The organism is Flavobacterium sp. UBA4197, from assembly GCF_002379575.1.
In the GTDB taxonomy this organism is placed as follows: Bacteria; Bacteroidota; Bacteroidia; order Flavobacteriales; family Flavobacteriaceae; genus Flavobacterium; species Flavobacterium inviolabile.
The window spans coordinates 137912-155530 of sequence record NZ_DFUB01000001.1; the positions used below are offsets into that span (position 1 = coordinate 137912).

Sequence of the window (17619 nt, forward strand, 5' to 3'; positions counted from 1 at the left end):
TTTCGGCTTTAATTTTTCTTCCTTGCAAAAAATATAATTACCTAAAGATTTATTGGAGAAATTATATCTATGAGTTTAGAGCTTCCATCGCTAAAATGGACTATTTTATCAGGTTCGGAAACAAACCATGCAAAGCTGCCCCATGCCAGGTTTGCAATAGTTTTCTTAAAACCAGGACTTTGCCTGTCCAGATAAGCAGTAACAAAGGCGATACTTTTTCGTTCCAGTCCTGCAGCTTCAGTTATATTATATATGGCCTCCTGTCTCCTAGGGGTAACAGCACCGTCAGTCGCAACAACTTCAACGAAGATTAATGTAGGAGTGTTCCCTGCCAAGTCTGCTAAAATTATATCTGGTAACTCTTTATCCGCCTCTATGTTTAGGCCGATAGAGTTTGCAATCCTTTTATCCAGATACGGAACTTTCGCATCGCTGGTACTTATCCACAGTACCGCGGGATTTACCAGGTATATTGGCGCGAATATTTCAATTACCGCCTTAGAAATGTCCGAGCTCAATCCGGTACTCAGACTTCTCACCTCACCATTAGGAAGAGAAACCAGTACGTTTCCTGTAGTACTACCTGAAGTCCTGCCGGCCAGCGATATTCGGATCAGGGCTCCAGCACTCAAGTTATTATGTTGCCATTGCTCAATTGCCCTGGCCAGACCATCTCCCGTAAGATTAGGATTAAAGAGAGCCGCAAAGTCCTGTTGGAGTGCATAGCGCGGTTTGCTGGATGTCGTCGGAATTGGTATCGCTATAACTGCACCCACACGTTGAAGCCCTTCCCTTAAGGTTTCATCCCGTATAGGCTCTCTGGTATTATCCGCATACCATCGGACTCCCGGGATGTCCACACCTTTTTTCAATGAATTCGCCCTATAATTGGTCCGTCCCGCAGATGTATCATCTTGAGCCTGTTCGACTGTCATCCTGTATATATGTTTTGGAGCGGCGTAGACATCATTTCCATCAACGGCTCCGATATACAGCATGGTAAAGATTGTACTGGCCGACATCAGCCTTATGCAATAGTTGCGGTTTGGAGTCCCTTCCGGAAAAATAGCTGGAAGCCTTTCCAAAACTGCTTCCCTTGTAATGTATGGTGGTAGTTGGTTACTCATTATTGTAAGGTATAAAGATCATGACACTCTTTCTCTATCAAAGAAGGGTGGGATTTGGCATCAACCAGCTCCTTTAATTTTTTCAGTTTTTGCGGTGAAGGTACCGGCAATGACCCTAGTTCATAAGCAGAGACGGCAACGCTTCCGCTTATTGTTCTGAAAGCATCATTAACCGCCTTGCTGTTAAGGAAAACGCATAATACCTTTAGGTCGACTTTAGCTTTTTCATCCGAACCGCTTATAATATTGATATGGTTTTCAACGACGACTGCTTTTCTTTTATCCAGTAACTCCTGAGGAAGAATGGCGGCATTCAGTCGCTTTTCCTGTTCCTTGGAAGTGGTCCGCTGCAGTAGCAGGCAGGGCTTTCTTGTCAGGAGATATTCCTCACCCTTATAATGAAACCAGGCAGAGTGATTCTTTTTTTCCGCACGTAACACAAAAGTACCCTCCTGTGTAATACTTTCAGACCATATTACCGGAAATGAATTTTTCTTATATGTATCGCTGAGCTGTGATTTATTCCTGTTCCATACGAGCTGTCCCGTACTGACCTTATAACCCCAATCCGATAAGCGAAATCTCATTTTTGACATAGCAGGGATAATCTTGGACTGTTCCGACGTGCGAGGCAGTATCCAGGGACTGGATTGGAAAGCTTTCACGTTAAAAGTTCCAAAACTCTCCACGATAGATTCATCTTCTGTCGATGTGATGATCTCATTTACACCAACCTGAGCTTGCTTCATTGTCTGTTTTTTATAGACAGCAAGCATTGTTTCCTGAAGGACATCCTCAAATACCCCTTTCCTTATCGCTACGAAATCAATTTCACTCGGTGAAGCCTTTGACAGTATATAGCTTCGCAGGTTTTTGAAATATTCTCCGGAAAGGAAGCTGGTAGGAGTGAGGTAGCTTACGATGCCTTTGGATTTGGTCATATTAATTGCCAAATGGGTAAATAGCCCATATAGGTTGGCATGCCCAAAAAGGCTTTCCTTATACTTTTCTTTTGTCGCGTCGTTTATGGAAACCTTCCCATAGGGCGGGTTTCCTATTACCAAATCATATTGTTCTGCATCTCCAAATTCATAATCCAACGTGTTACATATGGTTACAAGACTACGGACATTTCTTCTGGCTCCGACAATCCTGTCCTTTACCGCTACTTCAAGAAAGACCTGTGTAATCCACGCCGCAAAAGGATCGATTTCATAACCACGTAAATTTGCTTCCAGGTGTTCCACTAACCGAAGTCCCTTGAGATCAGGAAGCGCTTCCATCATTTTCAAGGCCACTGGAGCCAGAAAGGCGCCACCTCCACAGGCAGGATCGGCCACTTTTGCAGTAGACCAATTTACTCCCGAAACTTCAGACATTTCAATAAGACGAGAAGACAATGATGGAGGAGTATAAAATATCCCGTTCTTGGAACGCAATGTGTCAGGTAGAAGGGACGTATATATTGTTCCAACATGGAAGGCAGCCTCTGTAACACCAAACCTTGCAACCGCCCTCCCGAGGGCATTTGCGACAGCTGTTGCAGAGTTGTCCAATTTTGCCTTCCTGAAAGAATATTGAAAGGGAGGCAGCCTCTTTAAGGTGACTGGTTTATCATGCACGATCTGCCAGTATACCACGATTACCTGCCTTATAAAATTCTGAACCAGGTCAAATTTCTTGTTTTCAGCCAAGTCCTTTGCCCACGCCTTTGCCATTATCCTCCCACTATGTAGTGTTTTTAAGGGATCTGTTTCTGGCAGCAGTGCTGTCAATGTGCCTTCCCGTAAGAGGGAATAGGTTGTGCTATTATTTTTACGGCTGGCAATCGAGTTCTTCATGTGTCAAAAATAATCAAATTTAAAATCAATCGCTATCTTTATCGGGAGATTAGCGAGAACCATAGCACTAATCTTTTATAAGAAAAAGATGGAAGCTTCCAAATCATTACGACGTCCCGCCAACTGGCAAGATTTTGAAACCCTGTGCAAAAAATTGTGGGGAGAAATATGGAACTGCCCCGAGATAAAAAAGAACGGAAGGGCAGGCCAGGAGCAGAACGGGGTTGATATCTACGGCATTCCCTTTGGGGAGGACGGCTACTTTGGTATCCAGTGCAAGGGCAAGGACGAATACACCAACAAGCAGTTTACGGAAGCCGAGATCGACAGGGAAATAGGAATGGCCAGAAATTTCGACCCACCTTTAAAAAAACTATACTTTGCAACCACTGCGGTGAAGGATGCTGGCATAGAGGCCTATATAAGGAATAAGAATTTGGAGAATAAAAATGCAGGAAGCTTTGAGATTCATATCTTCTCTTGGGAAGATATGGTGGACCTGATCGATGAAAATCGCCATACGCATGACTGGTACCTGAAAAGCCAAAACTTTAAGACCAGCAAGAGCGTTTCGGTAACCTTCCATGATTCAACAAAAGAACTGACCGTAGTTCCGCAATTTAAAAAGGAGACAATCCACTATAGGCAAAAGATTGTGCCTGCGCAACCAATATATCCCGCAGCACTTAATAATATTATGGGGGTCAATAAAATGATGCAGGGCTTGGTATATCCTGTAACTTCTACTACAGAAGTGAATCTGAGCTATTTCCATTTTGCATTAAGGATACAAAATACGGGTGACAGCCCAATAGAGGAGTTCAAGCTATTTTTCGAAATTGAAGAGGGCATTCAGGATATGGCGGAGACAAACGAAAACCACACTGGCCTGGCAGCGATTTCAACATCCTTTTATCGGTCCGACCTTGTCTTATCCGACGAGAGCAGTTCGGGCAAAGTTTTGCCCAAAACAAAAATATTAGTAGGTGATGATAGCTACACTTCTGATGAAATCTATGTAAAGCCACTTGCTGTAGAGTATGACCTAAAGATAAAATGGAAACTAATTTCCAAAGATATTAAGGACGAAGGAGAACTAAAAATTTTAGTACGCCCTGATATTCAGTATCTTCATGCCACAATATTGGTAGAGGATCCTCTTCAAGTTAGAATTAAAGAGGGTGACCTTGAAGATATGGTCATAAATAAGGACTGTTAAAACTAATTATAAGCCTTGTCAATTTCTGAAAAGTCATCTTTTAATTGAGTTTCAAATTTTTGTTTTGATTGTTTAGCCTTTTCCTTATTGACTTTTAAATATAAACTGTTATGAGCAAATTCTATGAGCTCATCTCTAAAATTTTCTACAATAACTAGGATTACATCTCTCAGCCTTTTCATGGAAGATATCTTAAATTCGAAATTTTCGTCTTTAAACAATTCTTTGCTACCATGTCCTATAGAGTTCCTATTTGATAATAGATATGTATTTATAAAAATTTCCTTGGCGTCATATTGTTCTTTGTAATCAATCCCAATAATTTTTAAAATATTACCAAAAATTTCCGGATTTAGATTATCATGCGTATTAATGATATTTTTATCCTTTTCATTATCTAAATCAATTTTTATGTGGTGATCTATCGAAATATTATCCAAGTCGGAAAACTTCTTTATGTAATGAAGTTCATTTTGAAGGCTTAACGTATTACCACTTTTCATAACTTCACCTGTCAATCCTTTTAAGGCTACCGCTTTGAAGTTATCTGTTAATTCATTTAGTTTATGCTTATTGTCACAAATATATTTGAGATACGTCTTACTGCTTTTTTTTATATAGCCTTCCCAATGTGCATATAGTAATAGAATAATGGATTTTAAAAGTACTGTGTTTTCTTCCTTTTCGGCAAGCAAAATCAGATCTGAAACTTCTTTTTTGCGCCAGGTCCAATCTTCCACCAGTAAATCTTCAAAATCTTTAATTTGCATCTGGTAAAAAGTAAGTGTTTGAAAATGCAATCATGTTCTGAATTCTTGGAAGTGCTTTGTTACCTCTCTTAGCAGCCTCTATGAAGGTCGCATCTTTATACATGTTTTTAATCTTTTCTTTCAAGCTATCTTTACCATCATTCTCATAATAATCGATATTGTGCGCAATTCCTGAAACAATACCTTCAAAGCTGGTCTGAAGAAATGCACCCTCAAATACATCTTTCTCAACATTAAATTTTCTGAATGCTTCATCAGAAAGTACTTCATCTAATAGATTGAAAACTCGTTTGAAAATTTCAATTTCGGTATCTAATACAAATGATTCACTTTGAATAATTCTTGCTGTTTCTTTATCGATAAAGTCTGCAAGCAAATCGGACGACATATTGTATTTTGTGAAATCGATATTATCAAATTTTAAAATAAAATATCTTAAAATCAATTCCATAGGGAATTCGATTTCATTTTTTGCATCGGTTAATTTTATAGCATTCTTAAATTGAGGATAGTTTTTTAAAATATCGATCTTATTATAGTACTCTTCGTTGAGCATGATAATAAGACAATTTCTTATTTCCTGAGCTGATAATGCTACGGCACCTGTATTGAGTCTCTTGAAGAGCTCATACTGAGCAGTAATATTGTCTTCAACAAGAATAATCTTAAGATCCAGTTTTGACATCTTTATTATTCTTTGGACATCTTCATGGAACTGATCCCACTTCAAGCCCTCAATGGATGGTAGTTTCTCAGTTGCAGTAAAAGTAAAAGTTGGTTTCACTACCCCTTATTATCCTTAAATAACCCCATTAACTGGAGGATAGTCGAAACTCTTTGTAGTCCGTCTACAATAGTCCATTTCGAACCCTTTTTCTGTGCGATAAAAATCGGAGGTGTTGGTATACCCATTAACAAAGATTCAATAAACCTGCTTTTTTGAGAATCTTCCCAACGAAAAAGCCTTTGATAAGAAGGAAATAGTTCCAAATCCCCATCCTTGAAGATTTGAATTAGTTCCCTAACAGCCATGCTAAAATTATCGGTTTTTATTTCACTACGAACGCTTTCTATTTCTGAAAGTAAGTTAATATTTGCAGTTTCAGGATTAGCCATATAAAAATTACATTTTAAATATTTAATATCTTAACAATATTTTAATTGATAAGAATGCTTATGATTTCACTAATAATACATGCATTATCAATTATAATATCATTTATTTTATATCGAGATTTAAAATGTAAAGCTTTTGCAATTATGCTATTTTAACTTTTGACTTTATATGTTATGATAATCTTAATGTATGGATTTCAAAGGTAATTAAAAATGGGGTACAAAATTGATACAAAAATCACAAAACATCGCAAACTATCGATAAAATGAAAAACCAGCTAAACTGCTGTTTTATAAGTGTTTTAACTGGTTTTGTTTGTGATTTTATGTGTTTTTCATACCTTTTTACTTTCCAATACAAAAATTCGCAAAAATATTCCCCAATAACTCATCATTCGTTACCTGTCCGGTGATTTCTCCAAAATAATATAAAGCCTGCCGGATATCGATTGCCATCAGGTCGCTGGACAGATTGGACTGTAAACCCCATTGTACCTTTTGGATCTCTTCCAGGGCTTTTAAAAGGGAATCATAATGACGGGTATTCGTTACGATGGTTTCATTATTGCGCAAAGCACCGGTATTTACAAACGATAAAAGCTTGTCTTTTAATTCCTCAACGCTAATATTTTCTTTGGCGCTGATTAGTAAAATATCCGGAATTTCCGACTGTATCTGAGCGGTTTGTGCCGCGGTTAGTTTATCGGCTTTATTACCAATGATTACCAATGGTTTTAACGGAAACTGGTTGCGGATTTTTTCGATTTCAACCTGAACGGAATTCAGATTTTCGCCAAGGATCGCCGAACTGTCTACCAGGTACACCACTACCTGGGCTTGTTCCATCTTTTCAAAAGTCTTTTTGATACCGATACTTTCTACATAATCGACCGTTTCACGGATACCGGCTGTATCAATAAAACGGAAACCGATTCCGTTAATCACCAACTCATCTTCGATGGTATCACGTGTTGTTCCGGCAATGTCCGATACAATTGCACGCTCCTCGTTTAAAAGCGCATTCAGTAACGTCGATTTCCCCACATTCGGTTCACCGACAATCGCTACCGGAATACCGTTTTTAATCACATTCCCCACGGCAAACGAATCGATCAGGCGTTTTAAAACAAACTCGATACGATTCAGTAACTCGTGAAACTGTGTTCTGTCGGCAAACTCCACATCTTCCTCTGCAAAATCCAGTTCCAGTTCAATCAGGGAAGCAAAATTCAGCAGCTCCTCACGCAATTTGGCTATCTCGTTGCTAAAACCGCCGCGCATTTGCTGCATCGCAATCTGATGGGAAGCCTCGTTGTCGGAAGCAATTAAATCGGCCACAGCCTCTGCCTGCGACAAATCCAGCTTACCGTTTAAAAAAGCACGCAGTGTAAACTCACCGGCATTTGCCATACGGCAGCCTTTGCGGAGCAATAACTGGATGATCTGCTGCTGTATATACGTAGAACCGTGACAGGAAACTTCCACCGTGTTTTCGCCGGTATACGAATTGGTACCCTTAAAAAGAGACAGCAATACCTGGTCCAATACCTTTTCACCGTCAACAATATGCCCCAAATGCAAGGTATGCGTACGCTGCCGGGTAATATCCTTTCCGGAAACCGATTGAAAAACAGACGCTGCAATGCTGATCGCCTCTTTTCCTGAAATTCGAATAATGGCAATGGCACCTGCTCCCGAAGGAGTTGCCAGGGCAACAATAGTATCTTGTGGAATCATAAGTATGCTCAAAAACGAAATAAGACAGCAAAGGTACAAAAGAAATACTGTTGAAATCAAAACCGGCAGCAACAGCATTATTTTGTAGGGTTAAATAATTGTGAAACTGGTTTTTGCCCGGTGTTTTTTGTAATTCTTTTACTAACTTTATAGAAAATAAATTCAAAACTATTAACCATGAAAAAGATCCTTTTCCCTACAGATTTTTCAGAAACAGCTAACAATGCATTTATTTACGCCTTAAAATTCGCGAATAAACTTCAGGCTGAAGTACTGGTTTTGCATGTATATGATTTACCGCCCATTTCCTATGAAGGACATGCCACCGCTATTGTAGAAGTATTTGAAACCATTGAGCTCGATAAATTTGAAAATTTTAAAGATCAGATACCTTCCCTTAGAAAAATAGCGGAGGATAACGATTTGGGCTATATCAAAATGCAGCATCTGTTAAAACAGGGCGATTTGATTCATGTAATAAAAGAAGTTGTAAAAGAAGAAGAAATCGACATGGTGGTGATGGGAACAACCGGAGCAACCGGCTGGCAGGAAACCTTTTTTGGATCCAATACCGGAAGTGCCATTACGAACGTCAGCAAAAATATTCTAAGCGTACCCAATGATGCAAAATTTGATATTATCAGGAATATTGCGTTTACAACACGTTTTAGAGAACAGGATAAAGAAGGATTGTACGAGGTGATTAAGTTTGCCAAAATGTTTAATGCGAAAATTAAATGTCTGGCAGTAAAAACTAAAAATTTCGAAGGCACGGAAGAACTAATAGAACAATGGCGACAGGAATTTGAAAAGCAGCCGGTTGAATTTTTCGTCGTTCCGGATGACGATGTCAAACAAACCATTTTTGACTTTCTGGATAATCAGCATATTGATATCCTGTCGATGGTAACCTATAAACGTTCTTTTTTTGAAGAGTTGTTCAGACAAAGTCTGACTCAGAAATTATCGTATCATTCCAAAACACCGATTTTAGTATTGCACGAATAAAATTACAAACAGTATAGCCGTATTGTTTGGTAATTGGAAAAGTAAAAATCACAAAACGCTTTACAAAAAAGTGATCAGGGAGTAGGAAATAGGAATGGAAATATACGATAACAGTAGAAATAGTGATTATTATCCGAAGTTATCGTATATTACAAATCAAATAAGTATAGCAGTTATGGGAACGATAGAAATAAAAAACGAGCTTCACAAAATTATTGAGAATAGTGACGCGACCTCAGTGAGTGATTTTTACATGCTGGTAACGGATTATATGACACAGGCGGAGAAATGTATTATTACCATTGCTGAAGAAAACATCAGTGATGCCAAGATCAACTGCCATCAGCATTTAAAAGAAATCATGTCCGGATGGGAGGGATGGTCCAACCTGTTCTTTTAAACATCATGCGTATGTAGCATAACGACAAAGTAAAAATGACAATATAATCAGCAAAGCCGTATTTATTTACGGCTTTATTATTTTAGCACAGCGATAATTCAGGATATGCTATAAAGCCTAGCAGGTAAAAACGATGTTGAACGGCAGTCAGGTTTTTTGTACTTTTGGAATCTTAATACCGACTTTTGAGAACAGCAATTGCAAAACAGATCCCTAATCCGGAAGCCTTTAAAAGACAGTTATTACTTTGGGCGCGACAATTCCGGGAAATTATATTTTTAGACAGTAACGATTACCCGCAGCAATACGGTAGTTATGATGCTGTTCTGGCTGCAGATGCGTTTACGTCCATCAAAACCGACTATCAGAATGCTTTTGAAGATTTAAGACAATACCAGTCGCAGGCAAAAGACTGGCTGTTTGGCTATCTGGCTTACGATCTGAAAAACGATACGGAACAACTGCATTCGAACAATCATGACGGCTTACATTTTCCCGATTTGTTTTTCTTTCAGCCTAAAAAACTGTTCTTGTTAAAAGGAAACGAACTGGAAATCCGCTATCTGAACATGTGTGATGATGAAATCGATTCCGATTGGGATGACATACAGTCCGTTACGGAATATCAGGAGGTAATTCCTCAAAACAACCGTATTCAGCAGCGTATCAGCAAAGCGGAATATGTAGATAAGGTTAGTACAATGCTGCACCATATCCAAAGAGGGGATATTTATGAAGCCAACTTCTGTATGGAATTTTTTGCTGAAAACGCAACAATAGAACCGTTTGAAGTGTACCGCAAGCTAAATGCCATTTCCCAGCCGCCATTTGCTGTCTTTTTTAAAAATAACAGCCATTATCTCTTGTCGGCTTCACCGGAAAGGTACCTGCGGAAAGAAGGAACCAAAGTAATTTCCCAACCGATAAAAGGAACGGCTAAGCGCCATACTGATATACAGCAGGACACCGAAGCTAAAATAATACTGGCACAGCATCCGAAAGAACGTTCAGAAAACATCATGATTGTCGATCTGGTACGGAACGATTTATCCCATACGGCCGAAAAAGGCAGTGTAAAAGTTGAAGAACTCTGTGGAATTTACAGCTTTAAACAGGTGCACCAGATGATCTCTACCGTTGTTTCGGAAGTCAGTACGGCAATTTCACCGGTCGAAATAATAAGAACCACCTTCCCGATGGGCAGTATGACCGGAGCACCAAAAATATCGGCTATGGAAATAATCGAAGCACTCGAAGAAACCAAAAGAGGACTGTATAGCGGTGCTGTAGGCTATTTTACACCCGAAGGCGACTTCGATTTCAATGTGGTCATCCGGAGTATTCTATACCATGCCGCGGAACAATATGTTTCGTTTTCTGTGGGCAGTGCCATTACAGCAGCGGCTTTACCCGAAGACGAATATGAAGAATGCCTGCTGAAAGCCAGAGCCATGCGGGAAGTACTGGAAGGAAACAGGGAATGAGTCCTGTAAAGGAGCCAAACAAACCCCGATATCTTTTTGTAAATTTGTATTCATTGTTATCATTCAAAACCTGACATTTTAAAATATAATGCTGCCAAAACTCCAAAAAATCATTACAACCGATTTTCCTTTTCTGCAGGAAAAGAAACTGCTGCTTGCGGTAAGTGGAGGAGTAGACAGCATCGTTATGATCCGGTTATTTCATAAGCTTAATTACCAGCTTGCCGTGGCTCATTGCAATTTCGGACTGAGAGGAGCGGAAAGTGACGGGGATGAAGCTTTTGTCATGGAAACATGCCAGGCGCTGGATATACCGCTTTTTACGACGCGTTTTGATACGGCAGGATATGCAGAGCAGCATAAATTATCGATTCAGCTGGCCGCGCGCCAGTTGCGTTATGACTGGTTTCATACGCTATTGGAAAACGAAGGCTATGATTACCTGCTCACAGCGCACCATGCAGATGATGCCATCGAAACGTTTTTGATCAACCTGACCCGCGGAACCGGATTGGAAGGACTAACCGGAATTCCGAAACAAAACGATAAAATCATAAGACCTTTATTGGCGTTCAGCCGGAAAGAAATTGAAGAACATGCCCGGGAACATCAGATTTCGTGGAGAGAAGACAGCAGTAATGCATCCGACAAATACCAGCGAAACCGCCTGCGTCATCAGCTTGTTCCGGTACTGAAAGAACTCAACCCGAATTTCCTGAACAGCTTTCAGGAAACATTACAGCATTTGCAGCAGGCAGAAACCCTGATGAAAGATGCCGCTGCGCAGATGTACAAACTGATCGTAACCGAAAAAGAAGAACAAAAGCTCATTTCGATAGAAAAATTAAAACTGTTATCAGACTATAATGCGTATCTGTATCAGTGGCTAAAACCATTCGGATTTACCGCCTGGAATGATATTTACGATTTAGTGGAAGCACAATCCGGCAAACAGGTGTTTTCTGCCGGTTACCGCCTGCTGAAAGACCGTGAATTTTTAATCCTGGAAAAACAGAAAAAAACAGAAAACCGCACCTATGAAATTGCGGAAAATCAGGAAATAAAACCCGATGATTTTAGTATCATCATGGCGTCCGTAACAAATGTTACAGATAACGAAGACAGCAGGGTTATCTTTGTTGATAAAGATAAGTTAAAATTACCCTTAGTTTTGCGTAAATGGGAAGAAGGTGATTATTTTTACCCTTCTGGAATGAATGGCCGGAAAAAACTGAGTAAATACTTTAAAGACGAAAAATTTTCGTTAATAGATAAAGAAAAATGCTGGCTTTTATGTTCAGACAATCAGATTGTATGGGTTGTCGGAAAACGTTCAGACCGCAGATTTAAAGTAGAACCAATAACCAAAACCATTATAAAAATTGAATTACGCTTATGGTAATTGCCCAAAAAAGAAAGAAGGCGATTGTCTGTAATTCGAAAGCAAATAAAAATTACATGAAAAAGTTAACCTCCTTACTACTTCTTTTTTTTACTTTTTTAAGTACGCAGGCACAGATTTTAGACCCCGTTAAATGGAAAACTTCCGTAGAGAAAAAATCCGATAATGAAGTTGTCCTGGTATTTGAAGCCGCTATCGATAACGAATGGCATATGTATTCACAGTTCACTCCGGATGGAGGGGCATTGCCAACCGTTTTTACCTATAAAGACAGTAAAGGAAACTACGAAATAGTAGGAAAAACAAAAGAAAGCGAATATAAAAAAGTCTTTAATGATGTTTTTGAAGTAGACGAATATTACTTTGCCAATAAAGCCCGTTTTACACAAACGATAAAAGTAACCAATCCGAACTTAAAATCGGTTAAAGCAGCAATTTCATACCAGGTTTGTAAAGAAGCCTGTATTCAGCAGGATAAAACCTTCGAATTTGTACTTCCGGCTTTAAAGATTGCGGCTTCCGAAGCAACAGCAGGTTCCGTATCAGACACACTCCAAACGGCAGCAACAGTGGATACGGCAGCAGTAAAAGAAACCGTAGCAGCAGTTGATACAGCAAAACCAATCGGTAAAAAAGAAGAACAAAAAGGACTGTTTACCATTTTTATCATTGCCTTTTTCTCCGGATTCGCAGCGTTACTAACGCCTTGTGTATTCCCGATGATTCCCATGACCGTAAGCTTCTTTACCAAACAAAGTAAAACTAAAGCGCAGGGAATCAAAAATGCCGTGATCTACGGTATCTCGATTATCTTGATTTATGTATTATTAGGCTCATTAGTAACCGCAATATTTGGAGCAGATGCCCTAAATGCACTGTCTACAAACGTTTGGTTCAACATTATATTCTTTATCCTTTTAGTGGTATTTGCCTCTTCATTTTTAGGAGCATTCGAAATCATGTTACCCAATTCATGGGCAAATAAAGTAGACCGCCAGGCAGACAGAGGCGGTATAATCGGAATCTTGTTCATGGCACTGGCACTGGCAATTGTTTCATTCTCCTGTACCGGACCTATCGTAGGAACGTTATTGGTTGAAGCAGCTTCTAAAGGTGGTATCGCGCCAATTGTAGGAATGTTAGGATTCTCATTGGCACTGGCATTACCGTTTATGCTATTTGCAATGTTCCCGGGCTGGTTAAACTCCCTGCCAAAATCGGGCGGCTGGTTAAACACCGTAAAAGTTGTGTTAGGATTTTTAGAATTGGCATTAGCGTTTAAATTCCTTTCCAATGCCGATTTGGTATTGCAATTGCATTTGCTGGAAAGAGAAGTATTCTTAGCGATCTGGATTGCCATTTTCGGAGTTCTTGCCCTATACTTATTCGGGAAAATCACCTTACCGCATGACAGTCCGTTATCGCACATTTCCGTAGGAAGATTGTATATGGGACTTTTGGTATTAATGTTTACGGTCTATCTGATTCCGGGACTTTGGGGAGCGCCTTTAAAACTGATTTCAGGATTCCCGCCGCCAATGACCTATAGTGAAAGCCCGTATGGTGTTGGTAATGCCAAAGGCGGAAGCAGCACAGCAAGTGAAAAACTGCCGGATGGCGCTAAATTAGGGGCACATGATATTATGGCATTCACCGATTATGAAAAAGGAATGGCGTATGCCAAATCGGTAAACAAACCGGTATTACTGGACTTCACCGGGTTTGCCTGTGTGAATTGCAGAAAGATGGAAGACTTCGTATGGTCCAAACCGGAAATACTTGCTGTACTGAAAGAGAAAGTGGTTTTAATTTCGCTATATGTAGATGACAAGCGTGAATTACCTAAAAACGAACAATATGTTTCCAAAGAAACCGGAAAAGAAATCGTAACGGTAGGAAACAAATGGAGTGACTTCCAGATTACCCATTATAAAGCCAATGCGCAACCGTATTATATTATTTTAGACAATCAGGAAAACAGACTGTCAGAACCGGTGGGCTATACTCCGGATGCAGAAGAATATAAACTATGGCTGGATACTGCTATAGCCAAATACAAATAAAAAAAGCCACTCAATTGAGTGGCTTTTTTTATTTAAATGTCCCGTCCTAAAATAAGTTTAAAAATATAGGGTAACGTATTTATGTACTCACGGACAAAGGTGAATATTGGTATCACTACGGTTGTATTTTTTGACAATCAGGACAATAATATACGGCACCTCCGCCCATAAAAGCTTCTTTTACAATCCGGCTGCCACATTGTGGGCATAGATCACCACTTGTTTTGCGGGAAAGTATGGTTTTGTATCCTCCCTTGTTTCCAAAAAGATCGGTTTCGGTATCTCTGCCGCCTAGTGAGGTCATCGTTTTTAAGGTTCTTTTTATAGATTGGAACAGTACCGATTTCTCGGTATCGGTCAATGTGTTTAACTGTCGTTTGGGATGAATACCCGCATTGAATAGTATATCCTGTAAAACCCCGTTTCCTAAACCGGGTATGCGCTGTTCTGCTGCCAAAAACAGTTTAACGGGTAATGCAGGTTTATTTTGGGTAAAAAGACTATCAAAATAAGCGTTATTAAAATCGTCACTCAACGGAGAGATGCTGTTTGCGCTTTTTTGGTAGTATGGGTCATCATAAATTCCGTTATAGGCTGCTATTGCGCCAAACATTCCGACAGTAAATACAAGATAGGTATTATTGTCAAGAGTAAGCAGTAATTGATAATTTGCCGGCATTTTTTGGGTTATAACCCCATGCCTTAGATTCGTTCCGTCTCCAAAACTGATTTTTGTTCCTTCTTCCATAAGAATATCAACATACATGCCGAAACTTTCGGAAGATACTATTCGTTTTCCGGTTAGTAGTTTTTCGTAGGTCAGCGGATCACCAAACCAGAATGTATTTTTATGAAGTTTGGTAGCATTGCACACTTTGGTGATAATACGTCCTTGAACAGCCTCATTAATCTGACGGCTTACGGTTTGATTTTCGGGTAACTCGTTCATGATCTTTATGTTTTAATTTTTCTGCCGGTATTGTTTTTGTATTCAAAAAAACATATTCAAGGGGGGATTGAAAAGAAGGGGATAGTATTTTGCTATACAAAATTAATAAGAATTGTACTTTCCGTTGTTAAATAAAGGGTATAATTTAGTCCGGCATCCTGATGGTTAAAAATGTATGTAGTTGCAAAATCAGCAAACAAAAAACCTTTCGAAAGTATAGGTTTTTTGAGGAGTGTTAAAGTTTATAAACGCAATATCGAAAAAAAACGGGCAAAACAGTTGTAAAAGCTTAATTTACAACTGTTTTGCCCGTTTCAAAATGTGATAGCTATTGCCTAAAATTTATTTTAAGATATGCTGACTTAATATTTGGTAAACTTCATTGATATTGTTGTCTTTACCGAATTGCTTTTTAATCGGAGCCGCTTCACCGGTAATCCAGATTTTTAAATCGGCATCCAGATCCATTAATCCGGCACTTTCTTTAGAAAACTTTTTAATGCTGGTATACGGGATAGACTGATAATCTACTTTTGATCCTGTTAAACCTTGTTTGTCAACCAGGATAAGACGTTTGTTCGTGAATACAAACATATCTCTGATCACTTTAAAAGCCTTTTCGATATGTTCCCCCTGAATTAAGATCGGGTCGAACTCTTTTGCTATTTTCTCTGTGCTTACTTCCGAAGCGTTGCCCATAATGGCGTTAAATAATCCCATAATTGCTGTATGAATAAAAACTCGCCAAATGTAGAAATTAGATTTGATGTTTGGCCTTCTTTTATAAGAAATGTTTTATCGGTTTTTCGCGATACCGCTTTTTTCCGGGAGAATGATTATGTTTGTGATAAGAAGCGGTATCCTCTTGAATACGAATAAAATGAGAAAAATATTTTTGCCTTTAGTTTTCCTGCTTACTGCGATGACAGTTTCGGGACAAAACGCCCGCAATGAAGCGCTGATAAAGGAACTCGCGGGTATCAGGGATAGCGATCAGCTGGAAAGGGGACAAATGGAATTTGTTCAGGATAAATATGGCGGAAATTCTGCCGAGATGAAAGCATTGTTGACCAATATGCGCAAAAGCGATTCCATAAACCTGATCAAAGTAAGCCGTATTTTGGATACCTACGGCTGGCTGGGTGCCGATGAGGTAGGAGAAGAGGGGAACAGTACCTTGTTTCTCGTGATTCAGCATGCCGACCTGGAAGCTCAGGAAAAATACTTACCGCTGATGCGAAAGGCAGTAAAAAAGAAAAAAGCAAAAGGAAGCAGCCTGGCACTGCTGGAAGACCGCGTGGCCTTGCGGCAGGGACGAAAACAGATTTACGGCTCACAGGTGGGCTGGGATATGAAAACAAATGAATACTATATGCTGCCGCTTGAAAATCCGGATAAAGTAGACCGGAGAAGAGCGAAAGTAGGACTTCCGCCGTTGGCCGATTATATTGCCCACTGGAATATGAAATGGGATCCGGAACAATATAAAAAAGACTTACCCGCTATAGAAGCAAAATACCGGAAGCCGTAAAGCATAATAACCGGAATAGATTTGCTAAAAAAGCTGATATTTAATTTATAAATACCTATGAATATGGAATTCAAAAATTATCTTGACAATATCAATAAATACCTTAGTTTAATTGTAATAATCCCTGCATTGCTTGGTGGGTTATGGCAAATAGTTGAATTATCAAGTATATCGTTTTCATTCATAAGATTTTTTTCAGTAACCCAAATAATACCTGATGGATTGTTGATATTACTTTTCATTTTAATTTTTAGTATACCTTCTTTAGTATTGGTATTTATGATCAAAAGATATCAAATAAAAGATAATTCTGAAAATGAAGAAAAGAAGGGGGAAGAAAATAAAATATATGGTATTCTTTTTGTTTTGCTTTTTATAGCTTGCTGTATAGGATTTTTTTTCTTCAATAAATATGTCATAGATAATATAGATGACTTTATTATTCTGGTTATATTCTTTCCCGTAAATATTTTAATTTGTTTAACTGCTTATAGTTCGCATAAAAAAGCTTTGAATGAATTTAGAAGCTCAATTTCTAGTCCAATTTCTGAAATGTTTTATGAAATTGTTAAGGTGATATTTCAATTTGCTTGCGTTGTTGTGTTCATTTTTTTAATTGTAAGATTTCATGAAGTCTTTTTTCTTCCTAATAAGCTTAGAAATATTGAAAATTTAATCTGTAAAGTTGAAAAAATAGAGCCGAATAGTTCATTTGATATTCTATATTCAAACGATAAATACATCTTTGTAAAAATTGATTATCCTTCGAAAAGCTTAGTTAATGGGATATATAATTTTAATGAAATAAGGATTTTCAAATTTGATGATTTATTAGATGATACTTCTTGTATTGGAAGTGAAAAGATTAGAGATCAGTTTGTAAAAGACGCAATTACAGAATGGGGAAAACCAAAGCTTATTAGGTAAAATACTTAAAATAATAGATTTAAAAATTATATAATGACAGTATAA

General features: G+C 38.7%; 16 protein-coding genes. 8 read left to right on the forward strand and 8 right to left on the reverse strand.

What is annotated here, in order from left to right; all coding sequences use genetic code 11:
* Positions 1 to 41: 41 nt before the first annotated feature.
* Positions 42 to 1127 carry a BsuBI/PstI family type II restriction endonuclease gene (locus tag B3394_RS00640; RefSeq protein WP_286911882.1) on the reverse strand — a complete coding sequence of 362 codons (1086 nt, stop codon included), beginning with the start codon at positions 1125 to 1127 and terminating at the stop codon, positions 42 to 44.
* A complete protein-coding gene (locus B3394_RS00645; protein ID WP_286911886.1) occupies positions 1127 to 2968 on the reverse strand; it encodes an HsdM family class I SAM-dependent methyltransferase in 1842 nt (613 codons plus the stop codon). Before B3394_RS00645 ends, B3394_RS00640 begins: the two co-directional genes overlap by 1 nt.
* Positions 2969 to 3056: 88 nt before the next feature.
* On the opposite strand from B3394_RS00645, the gene B3394_RS00650 reads away from it, so the two are divergent.
* Positions 3057 to 4187 (forward strand): hypothetical protein, encoded by a 1131-nt coding sequence (locus B3394_RS00650; protein ID WP_286911888.1) that lies wholly within the window; start codon positions 3057 to 3059, stop codon positions 4185 to 4187.
* Between the two features lie 2 nt (positions 4188 to 4189).
* On the opposite strand, the gene B3394_RS00655 is transcribed toward B3394_RS00650, so the two are convergent.
* The 4 genes from B3394_RS00655 to mnmE form a co-directional block, all read right to left on the reverse strand.
* On the reverse strand, positions 4190 to 4957 hold the full coding sequence (locus B3394_RS00655) for an MAE_28990/MAE_18760 family HEPN-like nuclease (RefSeq protein ID WP_286911890.1): 768 nt from the start codon (positions 4955 to 4957) through the stop codon (positions 4190 to 4192).
* Positions 4947 to 5741 (reverse strand): hypothetical protein, encoded by a 795-nt coding sequence (locus tag B3394_RS00660; protein ID WP_286911892.1) that lies wholly within the window; start codon positions 5739 to 5741, stop codon positions 4947 to 4949. The genes B3394_RS00655 and B3394_RS00660 overlap by 11 nt, the downstream gene beginning before the upstream one ends.
* Positions 5741 to 6073 carry a DUF262 domain-containing protein gene (locus tag B3394_RS00665; protein WP_286911894.1) on the reverse strand — a complete coding sequence of 111 codons (333 nt, stop codon included), beginning with the start codon at positions 6071 to 6073 and terminating at the stop codon, positions 5741 to 5743. The genes B3394_RS00660 and B3394_RS00665 overlap by 1 nt, the downstream gene beginning before the upstream one ends.
* A gap of 345 nt (positions 6074 to 6418) precedes the next feature.
* A complete protein-coding gene (mnmE, locus tag B3394_RS00670; RefSeq protein ID WP_286911899.1) occupies positions 6419 to 7810 on the reverse strand; it encodes a tRNA uridine-5-carboxymethylaminomethyl(34) synthesis GTPase MnmE in 1392 nt (463 codons plus the stop codon).
* 177 nt (positions 7811 to 7987) lie between these two features.
* Between mnmE and B3394_RS00675 the strand changes: the two genes are divergently transcribed.
* The 5 genes from B3394_RS00675 (at position 7988) to B3394_RS00695 (ending at position 14167) form a co-directional block, all read left to right on the forward strand.
* Positions 7988 to 8818, forward strand: coding sequence for a universal stress protein (locus B3394_RS00675; RefSeq protein ID WP_273246284.1), 831 nt, complete (start codon positions 7988 to 7990; stop codon positions 8816 to 8818).
* Positions 8819 to 8993: 175 nt separating this feature from the next.
* A complete protein-coding gene (locus tag B3394_RS00680; RefSeq protein ID WP_177734718.1) occupies positions 8994 to 9218 on the forward strand; it encodes a hypothetical protein in 225 nt (74 codons plus the stop codon).
* A 185-nt stretch (positions 9219 to 9403) separates the two neighbouring features.
* The gene (locus tag B3394_RS00685) at positions 9404 to 10702 is read left to right on the forward strand and encodes an anthranilate synthase component I family protein (RefSeq protein WP_286911903.1); all 1299 of its coding nucleotides are present in this window, start codon (positions 9404 to 9406) and stop codon (positions 10700 to 10702) included.
* A gap of 88 nt (positions 10703 to 10790) precedes the next feature.
* Positions 10791 to 12104 (forward strand): tRNA lysidine(34) synthetase TilS, encoded by a 1314-nt coding sequence (tilS, locus tag B3394_RS00690; protein ID WP_286911906.1) that lies wholly within the window; start codon positions 10791 to 10793, stop codon positions 12102 to 12104.
* 56 nt (positions 12105 to 12160) lie between these two features.
* Positions 12161 to 14167 carry a protein-disulfide reductase DsbD family protein gene (locus tag B3394_RS00695; RefSeq protein ID WP_286911908.1) on the forward strand — a complete coding sequence of 669 codons (2007 nt, stop codon included), beginning with the start codon at positions 12161 to 12163 and terminating at the stop codon, positions 14165 to 14167.
* Between the two features lie 115 nt (positions 14168 to 14282).
* Here B3394_RS00695 and B3394_RS00700 read toward each other — a convergent pair whose 3' ends face one another.
* Positions 14283 to 15116: a DNA-formamidopyrimidine glycosylase family protein gene (locus tag B3394_RS00700; RefSeq protein ID WP_286911910.1), complete on the reverse strand. Its 834-nt coding sequence runs from the start codon at positions 15114 to 15116 to the stop codon at positions 14283 to 14285.
* A gap of 342 nt (positions 15117 to 15458) precedes the next feature.
* On the reverse strand, positions 15459 to 15836 hold the full coding sequence (locus tag B3394_RS00705) for a PH domain-containing protein (protein ID WP_177734713.1): 378 nt from the start codon (positions 15834 to 15836) through the stop codon (positions 15459 to 15461).
* A 160-nt stretch (positions 15837 to 15996) separates the two neighbouring features.
* Between B3394_RS00705 and B3394_RS00710 the strand changes: the two genes are divergently transcribed.
* Both B3394_RS00710 and B3394_RS00715 read left to right on the forward strand, forming a co-directional pair.
* The gene (locus B3394_RS00710; RefSeq protein ID WP_286911916.1) at positions 15997 to 16647 is read left to right on the forward strand and encodes a DUF6624 domain-containing protein; all 651 of its coding nucleotides are present in this window, start codon (positions 15997 to 15999) and stop codon (positions 16645 to 16647) included.
* Positions 16648 to 16710: 63 nt separating this feature from the next.
* Complete coding sequence (locus B3394_RS00715) at positions 16711 to 17574, forward strand: hypothetical protein (RefSeq protein ID WP_286911919.1); 864 nt, start codon at positions 16711 to 16713, stop codon at positions 17572 to 17574.
* Positions 17575 to 17619: the final 45 nt, after the last annotated feature.